Genomic DNA, 16,411 nt, shown 5'->3' on the forward strand with positions numbered 1-16,411 from the left:
AAAGATCTTTGTACTACGAACCAGGAGGATTTAATGGCCGACTTGGACGCCCACAACGGCGACTCCAACTTCCCCATCGTTCGCGATGGCGTGGCAGCATACCTGCATGACTCCGACCCAGAGGAGACCCGCGAGTGGATGGACTCCCTCGACGGTCTTCTCGATTCTTCCGATCCGGAGCGCGCACGCTACCTCATGCTGCGTCTTCTCGAGCGCGCTACCGCAAAGCGCGTGCCGTTGCCGTCCCTGACGTCCTCGGATTTTGTCAACACCATCCCCACCTCCCTGGAGCCGGAGTTTCCGGGCGATGAGGAGTTGGAGAAGCGCTACCGCCGCTGGATCCGCTGGAACGCGGCCATCATGGTGCACCGCGCACAGCGCCCGGGTATCGGCGTCGGCGGACACATCTCTACTTACGCGGGCGCTGCCCCGCTGTACGAGGTGGGCCTGAACCACTTCTTCAAGGGCAAGGATGATCCCTCCGGCGGTGACCAGGTCTTCTTCCAGGGTCACGCTTCCCCGGGTGTCTACGCCCGCGCCTTCATGGAGGGCCGCCTGAGCGAGGAGGACCTCGATGGCTTCCGCCAAGAGCACTCCCGCGGTGAGGGCAATGGCCTGCCTTCTTACCCGCACCCGCGTCTGATGCCGGACTTCTGGGAATTCCCCACTGTGTCCATGGGCCTTGGCCCCATCAACGCCATCTACCAGGCACGCTTCAACAAGTACCTGGAGAAGCGCGGAATTAAGGACACCTCCAAGCAGCACGTGTGGGCCTTCCTGGGTGACGGTGAGATGGATGAGCCGGAGTCCCGCGGTCTGCTGCAGATGGCCTCCCTCTACGAGCTGGATAACCTGACCTTCGTGGTCAACTGCAACCTGCAGCGTCTCGACGGCCCGGTGCGCGGTAACACCCAGATCATTCAGGAGCTGGAGTCCTTCTTCCGCGGTGCCGGCTGGTCCGTCATCAAGATTGTCTGGGGCCGCGGCTGGGACAAGCTGCTGGAAGCCGATAAGGACGGCGCCCTGGTCAACATCATGAACACCACGTCTGATGGTGACTACCAGACCTTCAAGGCTAACGACGGCGCCTACGTGCGCGAGCACTTCTTCGGCCGCGATGAGCGCACGCTCAAGCTGGTGGAGGACATGTCCGATGATGAGATTTGGGCACTGCGCCGCGGCGGCCACGACTACCGCAAGATCTACGCCGCATACGACAAGGCGCTGAGCTACGCAGGCACCGGCCGCCCGACGGTCATCCTGGCCCACACCATTAAGGGCTACGGCTTGGGCCACAACTTCGAGGGCCGCAATGCGACCCACCAGATGAAGAAGCTGACGCTGGAGGATCTGAAGCTTTTCCGCGATAAGCAGGGCATCCCGATCAGCGACGAGCAGCTCGAGGCAGATCCGTACCTGCCGCCGTACTACCACCCGGGCAAGGATGCTCCGGAGATCAAGTACATGCTGGAGCGTCGTAAAGAGCTGGGCGGCTTCCTGCCGGAGCGCCGTGAGAACTTCGAGACTCTCACCGCCCCGGATCTGTCCAAGCTACGCTCGGTTCGCAAGGGTTCCGGCAAGCAGGACGTTGCCACGACCATGGCTCTGGTGCGTACCTTCAAGGAGCTCATGCGTGACAAGGAGCTGGGCAAGCGCGTCGTTCCGATCATTCCGGATGAGGCCCGCACCTTCGGTATGGACTCCTGGTTCCCGACTCTCAAGATCTGGAACCCGCGCGGCCAAAACTACGTCCCGGTGGATCATGACCTCATGCTCTCCTACCGCGAGGCTGCCGACGGCCAGATTCTGCACGAGGGTATTTCTGAGGCTGGTGCTGCAGCGTCCTTCACCGCAGCAGCGACGTCCTACGCCACCCAGGGCGAGGCGATGATTCCGCTGTACATCTTCTACTCGATGTTCGGCTTCCAGCGCACCGGCGATGCCTTCTGGGCTGCTGGTGACCAGCTGGGCCGCGGCTTCATCATCGGCGCTACCGCCGGCCGCACCACCCTGACCGGTGAGGGCCTGCAGCACATGGATGGCCACTCCCCGATCTTGGCGTCGACCAACCCGGCTGTGGAGGTCTACGACCCGGCCTTCGGCTACGAGATTGCACACCTGGTCCCACGCGGTATCGAGCGCATGTACGGCGAGGACAACGAGCCGATCATGTACTACATCACCGTGTACAACGAGCCGGTCAAGCAGCCTGCCGAGCCGGAGAACCTCGACGTCGAGGGCCTGCACAAGGGCATCTACCACTACAACACCGCCGAGTCCGGCTCCATCCCGGCCAACATCCTGGCTTCCGGTGTGGGCATGTACGAGGCCCTGCGCGCACAGGAAATCCTGGCTGAGAACTACGACGTCAAGGCTTCGCTGTTCTCCGTCACTTCCTGGGTCAAGCTGGCTCGCGACGGCGCCGCCCGTAACCAGGAAGCACTGCGCAAGGGCGTTGAGCCGACCGAGGCATTCGCCACCTCCCAGCTCAAGGGCTTCGAGGGACCGTTCGTCGGTGTCTCCGACTTCGCCACGGACCTGCAGGAGCAGATCCGCCCCTACGTCCCGGGTGACTACATCGTCCTAGGCGCAGACGGCTTCGGCTTCTCTGATACCCGCGAGGGCGCCCGCCGCTACTTCAACACCGACGCCGAGTCCATCGTCGTCGGCGTTCTCGAGGGCCTGGCCCGCGAGGGCAAGGTGGAGCGCAGCACCGTGGAGAAGGCAGCTCGCGAGCTGAAGCTCGATGACCCGACGGCCACCACCTCCACGTCCTCCGATGAGGACTAAGTCTGACGAGGAATAAGGCTTAGAGCGTCAAAGCCCCAAGCCCTCCAGCCCCTTCTGCCCCACCTCGGGCAGGAGGGGCATTCTTTTTACCTAAACCGAGGGGCGGCAACTGTCGTTGTTGCCAAAGTTCTGGCCAGATCTTGAATCAGAGGCAATAACTTTGGCAGAACGGGCAGTTCAACCACCACAGGAGGCCCAGCCAACGGCAATTAAAGGCTCAACTGCCATCTGCAAACGCCGCAGCCACCGAAACAAGCGAGGCTAGCTGCCGAGCACGCGATCGAGCACCCGCCCCAAAGCCTTGGAAACCTCGCTGGGCTCTTCCAAAATCACCATGTGGCCAGCGCCGTCGATGACGGTCAGGGTGGAGTCCGGCCAGTGGCGGGCAATGACCTCTGATTGGCGGTGCGGGGTCACAATGTCATGCTCGCCCACCACGATCTCCCCCGGCACGCTGCGCAACCGGGCCGTAGCACCAAATTCGGAGTGCTCCACCAAGTCATCGAAGAAGCCCGCGTAACTCGACATCGGGGTATCCAGCAGCATCGCCACGTGGAACTGCAGCTTGTCCATCTGCGGGAAGCCCTGCAGCAACGCTGCAAAGGCCGGGGCGATGAGTGCCGCTGCCTCGAAGCGCACGCGGTTGAGCCGATTCGGCAGCTTCAGGCAGGCGCGGTAGACCATGCCCAGCGTCTTCGATTCCAAGACACGCGCCACGCCCTCGGCTGCAAAGCGCTGCATCGAGGTGGCCACCAGCGCCATTCCCTCGACGCGCTCAAAGACATCCCGCGGTGCGCGGCGCAAAAGATTCAGCGCAATCATCCCGCCCATCGAATGCCCGAGGAGCACCAAGGGCCCCTCGGCGGCGCGCTCGGCAATGACGGCCAGCACATCATCGGCCGCGCCCCGAACCGTGCACTGCGCGGGGGCGACGTGGGTGGATTGGCCGTGGCCGCGGACGTCGACAAGCAAGCAGCGCACCGATGGGTAGTTGTTGCGCACGTCGTTGACCTGGGAGTAGAAGCTCTCAGCCGACAGGCAGTAGCCATGGATGAAGACCGCGGTGACCTCCGCATCCTGCGGGCCCACCTCATACCACGCCACGCGCACGCCGTCGTTATCCACGAAACCGGAGTCAGTCACCCCAGTCAGGCCCGGCTCTGTCGTGAGATCATGCAGCTCGTTGTGGACGGTATGCTCGACAGCGCGCATGCGGGGGCGGGCCCGGCGCGACCAGCTGCGGGCGATGGCGGAGGAACGTGCTCGAATAACCATGACATTTCAATACTAGACTGGGCCCCATGGCTAATGACCTTTCAGCGCAACTCCAAGCCCGCTTCGGCTCCACACCGGCAGAAGAGCAGGACTCTGCACCCGCCGGGGACGCATACAGCGAGCTCACCCGCCTCATCACTAAGGTGACCGGCGTGGAGGAAGGCCTGGAGCGCGAAGCGAATTTGGAGGACCTGGGGGTTGAATCACTCGAGCGCATCGAATTAGCCGTGCGCCTCGAGGAAGCCTGCGGGGTCCGCCTCAACGAAGAAACCATGCTCTCCGTCACCACGGTGGGCGAGCTTGCCGAGTACTTGGAGGAACACTCGTGATTTCTTATCTTTCGGACATGGACGGCGTCCTCATCAAAGAAGGGGAGATGATTCCCGGCGCGGATAAATTCATCCAGGCGCTGAAGGATAACAACATCGAGTACATGGTGCTGACCAACAACTCGATGTCCACCCCTCGGGACCTGTCCGCACGTCTGAAGAACACCGGCCTGGACATCCCGGCGGAGCGCATCTGGACCTCGGCGACGGCCACGGCGGCCTTCCTCTCCAACCAAGCGGGGCTGTCCACGGCTTATGTCGTGGGCGAGTCTGGCCTGACCACCGCGCTGCACGAGGCCGGTTGGATTCTCAATGACCGTGACGCGGACTTCGTGGTCTTGGGTGAGACCCGCACTTATTCTTTTGAAGCCATCACCACGGCTATCAATCTCATCCGCAACGGCGCGCGGTTCATTGCCACAAACCCGGATGTTACGGGCCCGGCACCGCAGGGCGTACTCCCGGCCACGGGTGCAGTCGCAGCACTCATCACCGCAGCTACCAACCGCGAGCCCTACTACGTGGGCAAGCCGAACCCGGTCATGATGCGCAGTGCGTTGAACAACATCGGCGCGCACTCGGAGAATACCGTCATGATCGGTGACCGCATGGATACCGACGTCAAGTCTGGTCTGGAGGCCGGCATGCGCAGCATCCTGGTGCGCTCAGGTATCAGCGATGACCGCATCATCGAGCGCTATCCTTTCCGCCCGACGCGCATCATTGACTCCGTGGCGGACCTGCCGGAGCGCATCTTCGATCCCTTCGAGGACTAGGGCTTAGACCGCACGCTTGACGACGCCCCGAAACCCATACTCCCCCGCCAGCATCTCCACCGCACGCCCCAGCGCTTCCAATTCGCTAGGCGTTCCGGTGAGCACTTGCTGGCAGCCGATTCCGGTGCAACCGGCGTTGGCGGCGGCCGCGCTACCGAGAGCGCGGCCGCTCATCGGATCCCATACTGAATCGCGGCGCCAGCGGGTGCACCATTGGGCGGTGAGTGGATCATCGCCGGGCACAATGAATTCGCTTTCACTGCGAATACAGCGCGCCATGGCGCGCTCGATGGCAGGGCGCAGGCTGCGCGGCATGCCTGAAATCTCCAGCACGGCAGTGCAGACCTCACCGCAGGCGCGGTTGGGCCAACTATCCGCCGGGCTGCCAAGTGGGGTGGCTGAAGCGGCCGGCGCGGCGGCACCGGCTAGCTGCGGGTGAACGCGTTGATTCACTCCTTAAACTCCTTTGACGTGCGAGTGATGGCACGCCGGCATACGCCGACGCAAGACGAGCTTCGTCTTCCCCTACGAACTTGTCTTCATCACGTCACTCGCGCCGAGGCGCGAACACCGCCTGGTGCGGCCTCAGTATGTGGCCACGCGGTGCGTCGTTGTGTGCCCACAATTTTCCCCCGCCACTTGGGCCACAACAACCCTCAACCTGCACTTAAGCCCCCCACAGTCTCAACAAGAACTTGAGACTTCCATCCGAAAATTCGCCCCACCAATCACTTAAGCCACAGAAGAAAACGCGCGCAACACGCGCGCGTTGTCGCCACAGTCACCCCTGCTACCCCCGTCGCCGCATGCGTGGCCAGGTGCGACGAGCTTCAACGTTGCCGCGCAATCGTGACTAGCGCGCCTGGCACTCCTGCCAGATGGCCGTGTTGCTCTCTGCCCACAGCGGCTTACACCACTCGCCGAAATCACGGTCAGTGAGCGCAACCATGGCCCAGTCACCAGCCACCCACAGGTAGGTACCGCTCATGCCGAAGTGCCCCACGGCATCGGCAGGCAAGCCACCCATCCACTGCTGCTTCTCGCCGTGGATTTCAAAACCCAGCCCCCACGTGCAGTCCTTGAAGCTGCCATAGCCGGGCACAATACCCCGCAGTCCGGGGAACTGAACGCTGCGCATCTCCTCCACAGTCGACGGATCGAGCAGGCTGGGCGAAGATACCTCGGCAGCAAAGGCAGCGAGGTCCTCCACAGTGGAGACCAGTCCGTGTCCGGCTGAGCCCTCCATGGAGGTGGCCCGCATCCCCAGCGGGGTGCACACGCCCTCAGTGAGGTACTCGGCGAAGGGAATCTCGGTGGCCTTCTCCACCTCTTCGGCAGCCCACTCATAGCCGGCCGAGGAGTAGATGCGGCGTTCCCCTACGGGTTTCTGCGGCTCGCGAGAATCAAAGCCCACACCCGAGGCATGAGCTAAAAGATGGCGCAACGTGGAGCCTTCCGGACCCGCGGGCTGGTCCAACTCCACTGCCCCTTCTTCCACGGCCACCATCACCCCATAGGCGGCCACCAGCTTGGTCACGGAGGCCACCGGGAAGCGGCGGGAGGTATCCCCCAGCTGGTCTACCACCTCGCCGCGGTGCAGCAAGGCGGCGGCAACGGTATCGACTGGCCAGGACTCAAGAGAAGAAAAAGCGCTCATGCGCTCCAGCTTAACGGGGCTTAACGAGGATCGCGCTCACAGCCTACGCCATCACCATCGCGGTCGAACTTGGAGCGGAAACCCGGCTCACCCGCATAGATGGGGCGGCCCAGCGCGTTCCACACATCAGCGCAGCGGGTGAAGGACGCCGGTGCCGGCTTCGGCGCCGGTGCGGGAGCAGGCGCTGGTGCAGGCTTCGGGGCGGGAGCCGGTGCTGGAGCTGGTTTCGGTGCGGGTGCGGGAGCCGGCGCAGGCTGTGGGGCCGGAGCAGGTGCCGGTGCGGGCTGCGGTGCCGGCGGCGACGGAATCACGCCCGGAAGCGGATTCGGGATGATGCGCTGCTGCACGGCCCAGTACACGCCACCCGCAATAGCTGCGAGGATGGCTGCGGAAATGCCCACGCCAAGAGCAATCTTTTCACCCTGGGAAGACTGCTGAAATTCGGCGTCATCTTCCGCGCTGGAAGAGTCAGAGCTCTGGTCAGAGGATTCAGCATCCTGGCTAGAAGATACAGCATCCTGATCAGAAGACAGATCGGCACCAGCATCAGCAGCAGAAGAGTCACTGGCAGGAGCCCCAACTCCCGGGGCGGCGGTCTCCGCCTGTGCGGGAACAACAGCGGAAAGACAGAGAGAAACAGAGACAGAGGCGGCGAGAACCGCGCGAGAGAACTTGGTCATAAACCTAAGTTATATCCCGTGGTTCTTCCCCGCAGGAAATTGCGCATCGAGATGGAGCTGGAATGCCCCCGGCCAATACTTCGTTAACGGATGCCCCCGCCATGGCGATACACAAGGTGTAGCGCATTGCGCCGCTGCACTTCCCTATCACTCATATCTCTTATGCGCCCTCTCCAAGCGTTTCCCGGCAGCACATCCTCAGCGCTGCCCCTGAGAACAGCACTGTATTGCTGTCTCTCGGCAACACTCTCCCAACTCTGCCGGGCTTTGCAGGACCTACATCAAGGTTGAAGGCTCCGCAGCACCCTCCGTGGCGTTCGCGGTGGGCTGCTCATTCACGGTTGGTGCGGCCGTTTCGGAGTACTGTTCCTCGACCGGAGCTTGGGATTCAGGAGTTTGCGGATCCGCCGGCACATACGTGGCCTCACTGTCCGGAGTTCTATCGGTCGGCGTCACCGCTTCACCGGCATCCGTCGGTTCTTGGTCCGTGGAATCAGTAGACGGTGCGCCCTGCGGCGTGGTGTTCGGCGCAACCGATGGCTCAGACGGTTCCGCGGACTCGGAAGCTGCTTCTGAATCCCCCATCCAGCGCGAAGGCGAAAGCCACCCAGCATCCACCCCATCCGGATTAGCGGAGGAAAGCAGCAGCAGGCCCACCACGCCGAGGCCTGCGATGAGCCCCGTGGTAGAGGCACGCACGCGCCCGCCGAGTGTCCAGAAGTACTGCCACTTGTTCCCCGGCTTATCTGCGCGCCAGATGCCGCGCTGATAGTCGTCCTCCTCTTCCTCCTCGGGTTCGGCCGAATACGCCGGACGGCCGGGGCCGTCATCCATGTTCTCCTGCGGCTCCTCAGCGGCATCGGCCACAGCTTCCGTGGCGATGACCTCCGTCTGCGCCTCAGCCGCGCTATCCGACGTCGCGCTGTGCTGCGAGGTCGAAGCGGCTCCTGTCGCCGGCATGACGGTGGTGGGGGTGCTGGCATCAAGGGTGTTGGTATCGGGGGCGTCGTCAAGCACCTGCGGGGCATCGCCCGGCAAGCCCTCTGCCGTGGGCATCTTATATAGATCCCAGAAGGAGGACAGCAGGGCTGAGCGGATAGCGCGCTCCACCGCCCACTGGCGGGCGGGGTTCACCTGCACCAAGACGCGGTACTGCACCTGCCAGGGTTGGCCAGCCGCAGTGGGCGCTGTAAGCCCGGTCGCGGGCAGGACGTCGAGCTCGCCGGCCACATCCGCGCGGATATCCGGGGTATCAAGCGCGTGCTGTGAAATCTTTTCCACCTGTTCGGTGATCTCCGGCAAGGACTCGCCCTCGTGGACCGGGATGGCAATATCCACCACCGCACGGGACCACTCTTGGGAGAAGTTCGTGACCACGCCCGCAGAACCATTGGGCACCATGACGACTTCGCCGGTGGGCGTGCGCACAGTCGTCGTACGCAGAGTCAGCGATACAACGGTGCCTTCCACGCCCGTCACACCGTCGAAGCTGACGTAGTCACCCACACCGAACTGCTTTTCCGACAGGATAAAGAAGCCCGCGAGGAAATCACCGATGATGGACTGCGCACCGAAACCGACGGCGGCCGAGACGACGGTTGCCGGAATCGCCGCGCCAAGGGGCGGCACCCCAAGGTTGGACAGCGCAGCCAGTACAAGCAGGAAGTATGCCACCGCCTGCGCCACGTACACCAGCGCCCCGGCGAGGGCTAGGCGCGCTTTGGTGGATTCTTGATTCTCATCCAGACGGGACTCAATAACCCGCACAGCCAGCCGGCCGATACGCGGGATGAGAATGCCCAACAGAAGCATTCCCAACAGCGGCAAACCATGATCTACGATGGCCTGCCAGATGGCGAACATGTAGTACTTCAGCATTCCGCCGAGGTTACTCTTTCAGCCTGACAGAACCCTTGGAGTCTTAAGCGCGGTGGATGAGATAGTAGTTCGGGGTGGGCTTCCACGTGAAGCCGGCGGGGACGATGTCTGCGCCGTAAGCGGTATAAGCCTTCGTGGTCCACAGCGGGATGGCCGGCATCTTTTCCAGCAGCAAGCTCTGCGCTTCGGTGTAGTACTTCTGGGCTTCCTCGTGGTCTTGTACCTGGCCAGCCTTTTCCAGCAACTTATCGTATTCACGGCTGCTAAAGCCGGACTCGTTTTCTGAGGAGAAAGAGGCATACAAGGGAACCAAGAAGGTCGATTCCTCCGGGAACTCCGCCTGCCAGATCGTGCGGAAGGCCCCTGTGATGTGGCGGGCAGTAACCTCTTTGCGCAGCTCCTTCAAGGTCGCGAACTCTTGGCCCTCCGCGGGAATACCGAGGGCATCCGTCAGCTGTTTCGCCACCGCGTCAATCCACGTCTTGTGGCCGCCATCGGCGTTATAGCCAATGCTGAATGTGCCTTCGAAGGGCTTCAGCTTTTCGGCTTCTTCCCACAGCTCGCGGGCCTTGTCCGGCTGGTAGGTCAGCACGTCGGCTCCCTCCGGGACGGGCGGGGCGGATCCAAAGAGCGGCGCGACGAAGCTAGTAGCAGGAAGCACCCTGTCGTGGAAGACGTCCCGAGCAATTTCTTCTCGGTCCACCGCCATGGACAAAGCGCGGCGGCGCAGGCGCCCCGCCTCACCGCGGAAATTCGCGTCATTGGCGGGGATGGTGATTTCCATGATGGAGCCACCTGGCGTAGTCAGCGCACGCTCCCCCAGTTCCTTTTCGAAGCTGCCGAGTTTCTCCGACGGGATGCGCGTGAGCACGTCCAGCCGGCCTTCGACGAGATCCTTATAAGCCTGCTCCTCCGAGGAGTAGACAACGAACTTAATGCCCTCATTCTGCGGGGTGCGCGGGCCTGTATAGCGCGGGTTTGGCACGAGGGTCACTGCCTTCTCACGCTCCCAAGAGGCCAGCATGTACGGTCCGCTGCCGATGGGCTCCATTCCGCGCTCGCTCAACTTGTCTTGGTCTTCGGAGCGCATGGGGAAAAAGACCGAATAACCCAGCCTCTCCAAGAACCCCGCCGTGGGGCGTGAGAGCTCAATGCGGAAGGACTTCTGCCCCGTGACTGTCAGACCGCGCATGGTTTTCTTGCCGTCATGAAAGCCCAGAATCGGTTCAAAATGGTGTGCCGAGAGCAGCGACTGGCTTACCGCGGTGTTCCATGTTTCGACGAAGTCCTTAGCGGTGACGTTGGAGCCATCGGAGAACACCGCGTCCTCACGAATCACCACATCATAGGTGGTGTCATCGACCTGGGTGATGGATTCTGCCATGTCATAGTGGGTATCACCGTCTTCATCCAGATACATTAATCCCGAATACACCAGGTTGATGATGGTCTGTCCCGGCACATCGTTGGAATCAGCCGGGATGAGGGAGCGCTGCGGCTCTGAAATATCAGTGGTGATGAGGTCTAAGCCTGAGGTATCAACGCTGCCAGGCTGCGAAGCACAGCCCACCACCGCGGGTGCCACTGCCCCCGACACTGCCAGCATCCCCAGCAGACCCAGAAAAGAACGCCTCGACGTCACGCGTTCATCACCTCACTTTCACCCATACTTTAAAGCATCTAATCGTCTCGCTTTTCATAGCGACGCATGAGCCTTTCCACCAGTTCATCGGTGAGCTGGTCATCAGCCAAAATGCGATCCAGAAGCTCGCGCGGTGAGGGCTCATCGGCGCTCGGGGTCTCATAGGAGTCACCGCTTAAGTCCACGCCGAAGTCGGAGGTTTCTGTCTCCGCAGTGGCAGGCTCAATCATCTCTGACATCTCCGCGACTTCCTCATTGAAAGAATCGAGGAATTCGTTAGCATCGAGAGCCGCTTCCGCGCGCCGCTTGCCGGCTCGTACCTCGCGCTCAATACGGCGTTGCAGTGCCTTTTCCATTTGGTTGTGGCGCCAGGAGCGCAGCTTCGTGGGCTCTAGGCGACGCCCCACGGCCCTACCCTTACTCTCCGCCTTACGCGCCATCACCATGACGTAGGCTGCGGTGTCATTAACCGGCGCCCACTCTTGGCGGGCAGGTACGCGCCACCCGGCCCAAATACCCAGCATCGTCATCACGAAGGAGACGACCGGCCCCAGGATGATTCCCCAGGCCAGGTAGCCGGCCGAGTCCGCGCCAAGGACCACCAAGGCGCAGGCCACCGCCGGGATCACGGTGGGGGTGTTATCGCCGAAGACGGCCGGCTCGCGGCCCATGGCGATATCACGAATCATGGATCCGCCCGTGGCCGTGAACACGCCCATCATGATGCAGGGAATCAACGGCAGGCCATAGGCAATGGCCTTGAGCGCGCCTGTCGACGCCCACAGCGCCGAGACCACCGCATCCCCATGGGACTGCACATAGTCCCACGTCTTGCCTTTGAAGTAGACGAAGCGGGCGATGATGGCTCCAGTAAACGCCAGGTAGAGGTACTCCGGCTGGCTCATCGCGGCGACGGTGCCGCGGTTGATGAGCACGTCACGGATCATGCCGCCACCGAGGGAGGAGAACATCGCGATGAAGAAGAAACCTACGATGTCATAGCCACGCTGGCGGGCCATGGTTCCACCAATCATGCCCATGAGGAGGACACCAATGATGTCGGACCAGTAGTACAGCGACTCAATCAATGGGTCCATCTCGACAACGCTCATGGTGGTCATCGTATCGGGTGCTGAGCAATCTCTCGCATTGAGGAGCTATTCCTTGGAATGCGCCGCCTGGCTGGCAGGCCACGAAGGCTTAGAAAAGGAGCTAATGCTCGTAGAGCTCGTTGTAGGCTTTCTCAATCCAAATGACGTAAAACACTGCCCCGTCTTTCCAGCCCGCAAACGGGAGATTCCCTTTATGGCGGTAAACCCGGAATCTCTCGACATCCTGAAACTGCCGAGGAATCTGAGGAATAATCGCGCTTGCCGGAATAAACTCTGAGCCGAGTCCGTGCTTGGGATGCTGTGCCAGCTCTTTCCATGAAAGCACTGACCGTTTGTGCCATTTTTCTAGAAACTCTGCGCGCATCGAATCATCTAGTTCTTCGAATCCCCACCCCTTCTGCAGGAATCGCGTTGACAGGAGCGGATAGTCAGCCCGCGAGCTACGAAGAGCATCCACGACGCTTGAGGCTGGGGCGCTCCTCACCCCTCTGGTTGGCCTACTCCCCCGTCGTTTACTTTTCTTGCTCACAGCTAGCAGAAATAGTTCTTCAGATCGGCATCCGTTATTTCCAACCCGCGTTTGCCTTCGACGAAGTTCTTCTTCCAAGGAGATTCGGTGTGGGTTTTATTCCGCAATGCCCATGCGGAATAAGGACCATATTTGTCCCACACTTCAATCAAATCCCGCTCAACGTCGCGGTAATTATCCCAGTCGAAATCATCCGAGATGAACTCATCGGGGTCGATGGGAAGCTTTCCGTAGTGCTTAACGTCATGGTAGACATCTACGACTACTGGGCCATGTGCCCATGCTTCCATTCGTTCAGGAAAAAGCGGCAGACCATCAGAATTGCGCATATGCAGCCCCTTGGCGTAGTAAAGAAGCTTTTGAAGCTTGAGCTGCGTAATTTCTGCATCGTCAGTTTCATCAGCCCACGCCACGAACCATTCAGCTATTTGCCGCGCCGTATATTGTTCCATGTCTGCCCTCCTTCCAGTTCCTGCCAAGAGTACAACAGGCCCGAGACACGGCACCATCCCAACGCTCGAAAATGTAAAACGCCCTCAAAAAAGGACAGTCTCAGGCCAAAAGGACAGCACAAAGGCAGTGAGCGATGAAAGCTTGCGTTGTGGGGCCACCGGGGCTCGAACCCGGGACCAACGGATTATGAGTCCGTAGCTCTAACCGACTGAGCTATAGCCCCGCGTATTCCCTGTCAGCGCAACCTACACCAGTGTTCAGCTGGCGAGCTACGTAAGACAGCGAATCCGCTCCCAGCAACATTAATCGGCGGGCCCAGAAAACGGCAATTTAGGCCCCTGAAATCGCTGTCTAAGCTTCAGCAGCGCTCTTCCGCCCTTTCACCGCCACGACGGAGCCAAGGCACGCTTCTGCTCACTTTTTGGCCGGGCTGAGTTTCAGGGCGCTGGGATAACGGCCAAGCCTATTCTTTCTTCTTCACTTTTCTGGCTTGTCTGCGCGCGCGGCGTCGCGCGCGCTTTGCTTTGCGGATGTCGACGACCCAACGCGGAACAAAAGGCCACGGAAGCGGAACCCCAATCGCCCCCGTAAATCCAATAACCCCGATGACGAAAGCTGCCACGAGCGGAACAAGCAACACCGTTTCGACGGACTCGGGAAGGTTCGCACTTGCCACCAACCCTGTGGCACCGGCCGCGCCCATAATGAGCGTGCCATAAGGATAAATGAAGAGGACGCCATCGCTTTCCGCACCTGTTGCATCGGCTGAGTCGTACCACGCTTCTGATTGGGGATTCCTCCGCACGTACCGGATATAAAAGGTCCAGTAGGCCACCATGACCAGCACTAAACCGGCGCACACGAGCAGACCAGTGATATCTCCGTCCATAGGATGCGGCCTCCTGTGGTTGCTGGTTACGGTATGTAAACAGACGCTACCAGCGACTGCTGGAGTGAGTCCGAAATCCGGATGAGGGCACGCACCCGGTTCTGAAACAGCCTTCTATGATCCGGCATGCGTGAGCCTGTAGTGTCGCGACCATGAGGCTCCTTTCCTTTAGCGTGTCCAACTTCCGCAGCATCCGCGCCACGCAGACGCTTTCGCTGTACCACCATTGGCAGCACTCCACCACGCCGGAGGAAGGTTGGGAGCAGGTCAGCGACCCCATCACCGTCCTCATCGGCTCCACCGCCTCTGGAAAGAGCAGCGTCCTCAACGCCCTGGCCTTCGCACTGCTTGCCATCGAGTCCTCTGCCACCGCCTGGCTTGCCGACGCCCCACCCAACCAACTCCCACACGCCCCGTACCGCCTCGACCCCAAAACGCAGCGCCTGCCCAGCACCTTTGAGCTGGAGTTCGACCTCGATGGAGTGCGCTATCTCTACGGATTCCAGTGGAGCTTTACCGGCGTGCATGCCGAGTGGCTCAGCCGCGTGCCATCAACCAGGTGGAGCCCCTGTTTCGTGCGCACCCGCGGTGAGGAGGTGCAGTGGACGCGCTCCTTTATGGATAAGGGGGATGTGGCCAAGCTCGGTCCCGTGACAGACACCGAGCTTATCCTTTCCGCCGGCCTGCGCGACGGGCACCCCATCCTCGCCCCGCTAGCCCGCGCCTTGGTGCACGACGTGTCCTATCTGCCGCACGGGCATACCGCGATGAGCACCGCCTCCCGTATCACCACCCTTATCCGCACCGGCAAGCTGCACCTGCATGAGGCTGCCGCCCTACTTCGCGCGGCCGATGCCGGTATCCACTCCGTGCGGCTGAACCAGGACCACATCCCGGAGCACGTCTTCCGCCAGATGCGCCCGGTCATCGATGCGCTCAGCCACAGCGATGGCAGCATCCGCCGCCCCGACGAGTTCAGCGCCTACTCCGATGCGGAGATTGAATCCCTGCTGCACGCCATCATCGTGGAGCACAAGGCCGATGATTCCTTCTACGAGCTGAAGCTGACCGATGAATCCGGCGGCACACAGAACTGGATGGCCACCGCTCCCCTAGTCCTGGACACCCTGCGCCGCGGCGGGATCCTGGTGGCCGACGAGCTGGATTCCGCCCTGCGCCCAGCTCTTCTCGACTTCCTCATCCACGCCTTCCGCGAGCCCAGCATCAACGTCAACGGCGCGCAGCTCATCTTTGCCTCCCACGCCTTCAGCGCCCTCGAACGCGCCGGCGAGCTAGGCCTGCGCGCGGAAAGCTTCTGGTCCGTGGAGAAGACCGCCGCCGGCGAATCAGAACTGCACAACCTCAGCGACACATCCATATCACTGGACAACCCCGACGCCACCCACCGCTTCCTGCGCGAGCGCTACGGCACCGCCTCCCGGGAGGCGCTGACTGCGCTGCGGGAGCTTGTCACGGACGGTGCATGAAAGGGGCGGGCGCTTAACAACGACTCCCCTCAGAACAAATGCGCATTCTCCTCCTCAAATGCACGCCATTCCTGGAATGCCTTCACGCGTTCCTCAGCGCGTTGGCGCTTCAGCTGCAGTACATCCTCACGCTTAAACCGCGTATGCGTTCCGCGCTTGTGGGTAGCTATCTTTCCTTCCCTTGCCCATTTCATGAGCGTTGGGCGCGAAACGCCTAACAACTCGGCGGCTACCGTGCTGGTGAGCTCCTCAGGAATGCGAGAGATTGTAACTTCCCCTCGCTGCGCAACGGACGTCAAGACCTGAGAAATCAATCGTTGAACATCACTCGACAACGCGACTGAGCGCTCTTGCGCTAGCCACCCCAGTCAGCTTCCAAGGCGTTGTCATTCAACAGGTTGGCCAAGTCACTCGCGATACCGATGAAGAGTAGGGATTCACTCGCAACAACGGTTAGAGCGGTCCCATGGTTGACTCATTGCTACTAGATTAGGGGCTGAGTACAACTGAAATTCTTGTCGGACCGGCAGATAAATCGGAGCAGCACAGTGTCTGAATTTATAATCATTTACAAACGTCGCTCAGGCGAGTCTTTCATCAAACAATTCTCGGACTCGACTCAAGCGCTTAAGGAACGCCTCCGCCGCGAAGCAGCGATCGACGATCCTGATATCGAGATCGCCCGTATTTCAGCGCCTTCCCTGGAATCCTTGAAAAAGTCGCATTCACGGTATTTCATGGGCCGCGTTGAGGTACAAAACGACCAGGTTGACGCAGCCTAAAGCTTCACTTCTGACCCCGCCTCCATGGGCGTAATTATTTCAACTTATTCTCTGTAGGACATGCACCAGGCAGAGGGCTTCGAATATTTGAACCAGTCTTGACTGCGCATGTCCGGCACACCTGTCAGAATC

Annotated in this window: 16 protein-coding genes and 1 tRNA gene; 5 read left to right on the plus strand and 12 right to left on the minus strand. The window is 61.1% G+C overall.

Annotated features, from left to right (window positions below; genetic code table 11):
- Window positions 1–33 precede the first annotated feature (33 nt).
- Window positions 34–2,790 (plus strand): pyruvate dehydrogenase (acetyl-transferring), homodimeric type, encoded by a 2,757-nt coding sequence (aceE, locus tag HMPREF3147_RS10890; RefSeq protein WP_070447484.1) that lies wholly within the window; start codon window positions 34–36, stop codon window positions 2,788–2,790.
- Between the two features lie 261 nt (window positions 2,791–3,051).
- Here the strand turns inward: aceE and HMPREF3147_RS10895 are convergent, their stop codons facing one another.
- Window positions 3,052–4,065 carry an alpha/beta fold hydrolase gene (locus HMPREF3147_RS10895; protein ID WP_070447487.1) on the minus strand — a complete coding sequence of 338 codons (1,014 nt, stop codon included), beginning with the start codon at window positions 4,063–4,065 and terminating at the stop codon, window positions 3,052–3,054.
- A 26-nt stretch (window positions 4,066–4,091) separates the two neighbouring features.
- On the opposite strand from HMPREF3147_RS10895, the gene HMPREF3147_RS10900 reads away from it, so the two are divergent.
- Window positions 4,092–4,394, plus strand: a complete 303-nt coding sequence (locus HMPREF3147_RS10900; RefSeq protein ID WP_070447489.1) for an acyl carrier protein — start codon at window positions 4,092–4,094, stop codon at window positions 4,392–4,394.
- Window positions 4,391–5,170 (plus strand): HAD-IIA family hydrolase, encoded by a 780-nt coding sequence (locus HMPREF3147_RS10905; protein ID WP_070447492.1) that lies wholly within the window; start codon window positions 4,391–4,393, stop codon window positions 5,168–5,170. Before HMPREF3147_RS10900 ends, HMPREF3147_RS10905 begins: the two co-directional genes overlap by 4 nt.
- 3 nt (window positions 5,171–5,173) lie before the next feature.
- On the opposite strand, the gene HMPREF3147_RS10910 is transcribed toward HMPREF3147_RS10905, so the two are convergent.
- The 10 genes from HMPREF3147_RS10910 to HMPREF3147_RS10955 form a co-directional block, all read right to left on the minus strand.
- Complete coding sequence (locus HMPREF3147_RS10910) at window positions 5,174–5,623, minus strand: hypothetical protein (RefSeq protein ID WP_070447495.1); 450 nt, start codon at window positions 5,621–5,623, stop codon at window positions 5,174–5,176.
- A 400-nt stretch (window positions 5,624–6,023) separates the two neighbouring features.
- Window positions 6,024–6,827: a serine hydrolase domain-containing protein gene (locus HMPREF3147_RS10915; RefSeq protein WP_070447498.1), complete on the minus strand. Its 804-nt coding sequence runs from the start codon at window positions 6,825–6,827 to the stop codon at window positions 6,024–6,026.
- Between the two features lie 20 nt (window positions 6,828–6,847).
- Window positions 6,848–7,507 carry an excalibur calcium-binding domain-containing protein gene (locus HMPREF3147_RS10920; protein ID WP_070447501.1) on the minus strand — a complete coding sequence of 220 codons (660 nt, stop codon included), beginning with the start codon at window positions 7,505–7,507 and terminating at the stop codon, window positions 6,848–6,850.
- A gap of 276 nt (window positions 7,508–7,783) precedes the next feature.
- Window positions 7,784–9,385, minus strand: a complete 1,602-nt coding sequence (locus tag HMPREF3147_RS10925; RefSeq protein WP_070447504.1) for a mechanosensitive ion channel domain-containing protein — start codon at window positions 9,383–9,385, stop codon at window positions 7,784–7,786.
- A 43-nt stretch (window positions 9,386–9,428) separates the two neighbouring features.
- The gene (locus HMPREF3147_RS10930; RefSeq protein WP_083276491.1) at window positions 9,429–11,027 is read right to left on the minus strand and encodes an ABC transporter substrate-binding protein; all 1,599 of its coding nucleotides are present in this window, start codon (window positions 11,025–11,027) and stop codon (window positions 9,429–9,431) included.
- A 38-nt stretch (window positions 11,028–11,065) separates the two neighbouring features.
- Window positions 11,066–12,139, minus strand: coding sequence for a trimeric intracellular cation channel family protein (locus HMPREF3147_RS10935; protein WP_070447555.1), 1,074 nt, complete (start codon window positions 12,137–12,139; stop codon window positions 11,066–11,068).
- Window positions 12,140–12,239: 100 nt separating this feature from the next.
- Window positions 12,240–12,596, minus strand: coding sequence for a hypothetical protein (locus HMPREF3147_RS10940; protein ID WP_083276493.1), 357 nt, complete (start codon window positions 12,594–12,596; stop codon window positions 12,240–12,242).
- A 74-nt stretch (window positions 12,597–12,670) separates the two neighbouring features.
- Window positions 12,671–13,120 carry a Panacea domain-containing protein gene (locus HMPREF3147_RS10945; protein WP_070447511.1) on the minus strand — a complete coding sequence of 150 codons (450 nt, stop codon included), beginning with the start codon at window positions 13,118–13,120 and terminating at the stop codon, window positions 12,671–12,673.
- A 150-nt stretch (window positions 13,121–13,270) separates the two neighbouring features.
- Window positions 13,271–13,344 (minus strand) — tRNA-Ile (locus HMPREF3147_RS10950).
- Between the two features lie 240 nt (window positions 13,345–13,584).
- Window positions 13,585–14,010: a hypothetical protein gene (locus HMPREF3147_RS10955; RefSeq protein WP_070447514.1), complete on the minus strand. Its 426-nt coding sequence runs from the start codon at window positions 14,008–14,010 to the stop codon at window positions 13,585–13,587.
- Between the two features lie 152 nt (window positions 14,011–14,162).
- Between HMPREF3147_RS10955 and HMPREF3147_RS10960 the strand changes: the two genes are divergently transcribed.
- Window positions 14,163–15,497 carry an AAA family ATPase gene (locus tag HMPREF3147_RS10960; RefSeq protein ID WP_070447517.1) on the plus strand — a complete coding sequence of 445 codons (1,335 nt, stop codon included), beginning with the start codon at window positions 14,163–14,165 and terminating at the stop codon, window positions 15,495–15,497.
- A 29-nt stretch (window positions 15,498–15,526) separates the two neighbouring features.
- Here the strand turns inward: HMPREF3147_RS10960 and HMPREF3147_RS13155 are convergent, their stop codons facing one another.
- Window positions 15,527–15,832: a helix-turn-helix domain-containing protein gene (locus HMPREF3147_RS13155; protein ID WP_371325749.1), complete on the minus strand. Its 306-nt coding sequence runs from the start codon at window positions 15,830–15,832 to the stop codon at window positions 15,527–15,529.
- Between the two features lie 213 nt (window positions 15,833–16,045).
- On the opposite strand from HMPREF3147_RS13155, the gene HMPREF3147_RS10970 reads away from it, so the two are divergent.
- Complete coding sequence (locus HMPREF3147_RS10970) at window positions 16,046–16,279, plus strand: hypothetical protein (protein ID WP_070447520.1); 234 nt, start codon at window positions 16,046–16,048, stop codon at window positions 16,277–16,279.
- The last annotated feature ends 132 nt before the right edge of the window (window positions 16,280–16,411 follow it).

It is taken from the genome of Corynebacterium sp. HMSC05D03 (assembly GCF_001807205.1).
Taxonomy (GTDB): Bacteria; Actinomycetota; Actinomycetes; order Mycobacteriales; family Mycobacteriaceae; genus Corynebacterium; species Corynebacterium aurimucosum.

What these genes read in the sequence shown, in the direction of transcription:
- aceE (WP_070447484.1), top strand. Translation starts at nt 34, where the DNA reads ATGGCCGACTTGGACGCCCACAACGGCGACTCCAACTTCCCCATCGTT.
- HMPREF3147_RS10895 (WP_070447487.1), bottom strand. Translation starts at nt 4,065, where the DNA reads ATGGTTATTCGAGCACGTTCCTCCGCCATCGCCCGCAGCTGGTCGCGC.
- HMPREF3147_RS10900 (WP_070447489.1), top strand. Translation starts at nt 4,092, where the DNA reads ATGGCTAATGACCTTTCAGCGCAACTCCAAGCCCGCTTCGGCTCCACA.
- HMPREF3147_RS10915 (WP_070447498.1), bottom strand. Translation starts at nt 6,827, where the DNA reads ATGAGCGCTTTTTCTTCTCTTGAGTCCTGGCCAGTCGATACCGTTGCC.
- HMPREF3147_RS10920 (WP_070447501.1), bottom strand. Translation starts at nt 7,507, where the DNA reads ATGACCAAGTTCTCTCGCGCGGTTCTCGCCGCCTCTGTCTCTGTTTCT.
- HMPREF3147_RS10925 (WP_070447504.1), bottom strand. Translation starts at nt 9,385, where the DNA reads ATGCTGAAGTACTACATGTTCGCCATCTGGCAGGCCATCGTAGATCAT.
- HMPREF3147_RS10935 (WP_070447555.1), bottom strand. Translation starts at nt 12,139, where the DNA reads ATGAGCGTTGTCGAGATGGACCCATTGATTGAGTCGCTGTACTACTGG.
- HMPREF3147_RS10945 (WP_070447511.1), bottom strand. Translation starts at nt 13,120, where the DNA reads ATGGAACAATATACGGCGCGGCAAATAGCTGAATGGTTCGTGGCGTGG.
- HMPREF3147_RS10955 (WP_070447514.1), bottom strand. Translation starts at nt 14,010, where the DNA reads ATGGACGGAGATATCACTGGTCTGCTCGTGTGCGCCGGTTTAGTGCTG.
- HMPREF3147_RS10960 (WP_070447517.1), top strand. Translation starts at nt 14,163, where the DNA reads ATGAGGCTCCTTTCCTTTAGCGTGTCCAACTTCCGCAGCATCCGCGCC.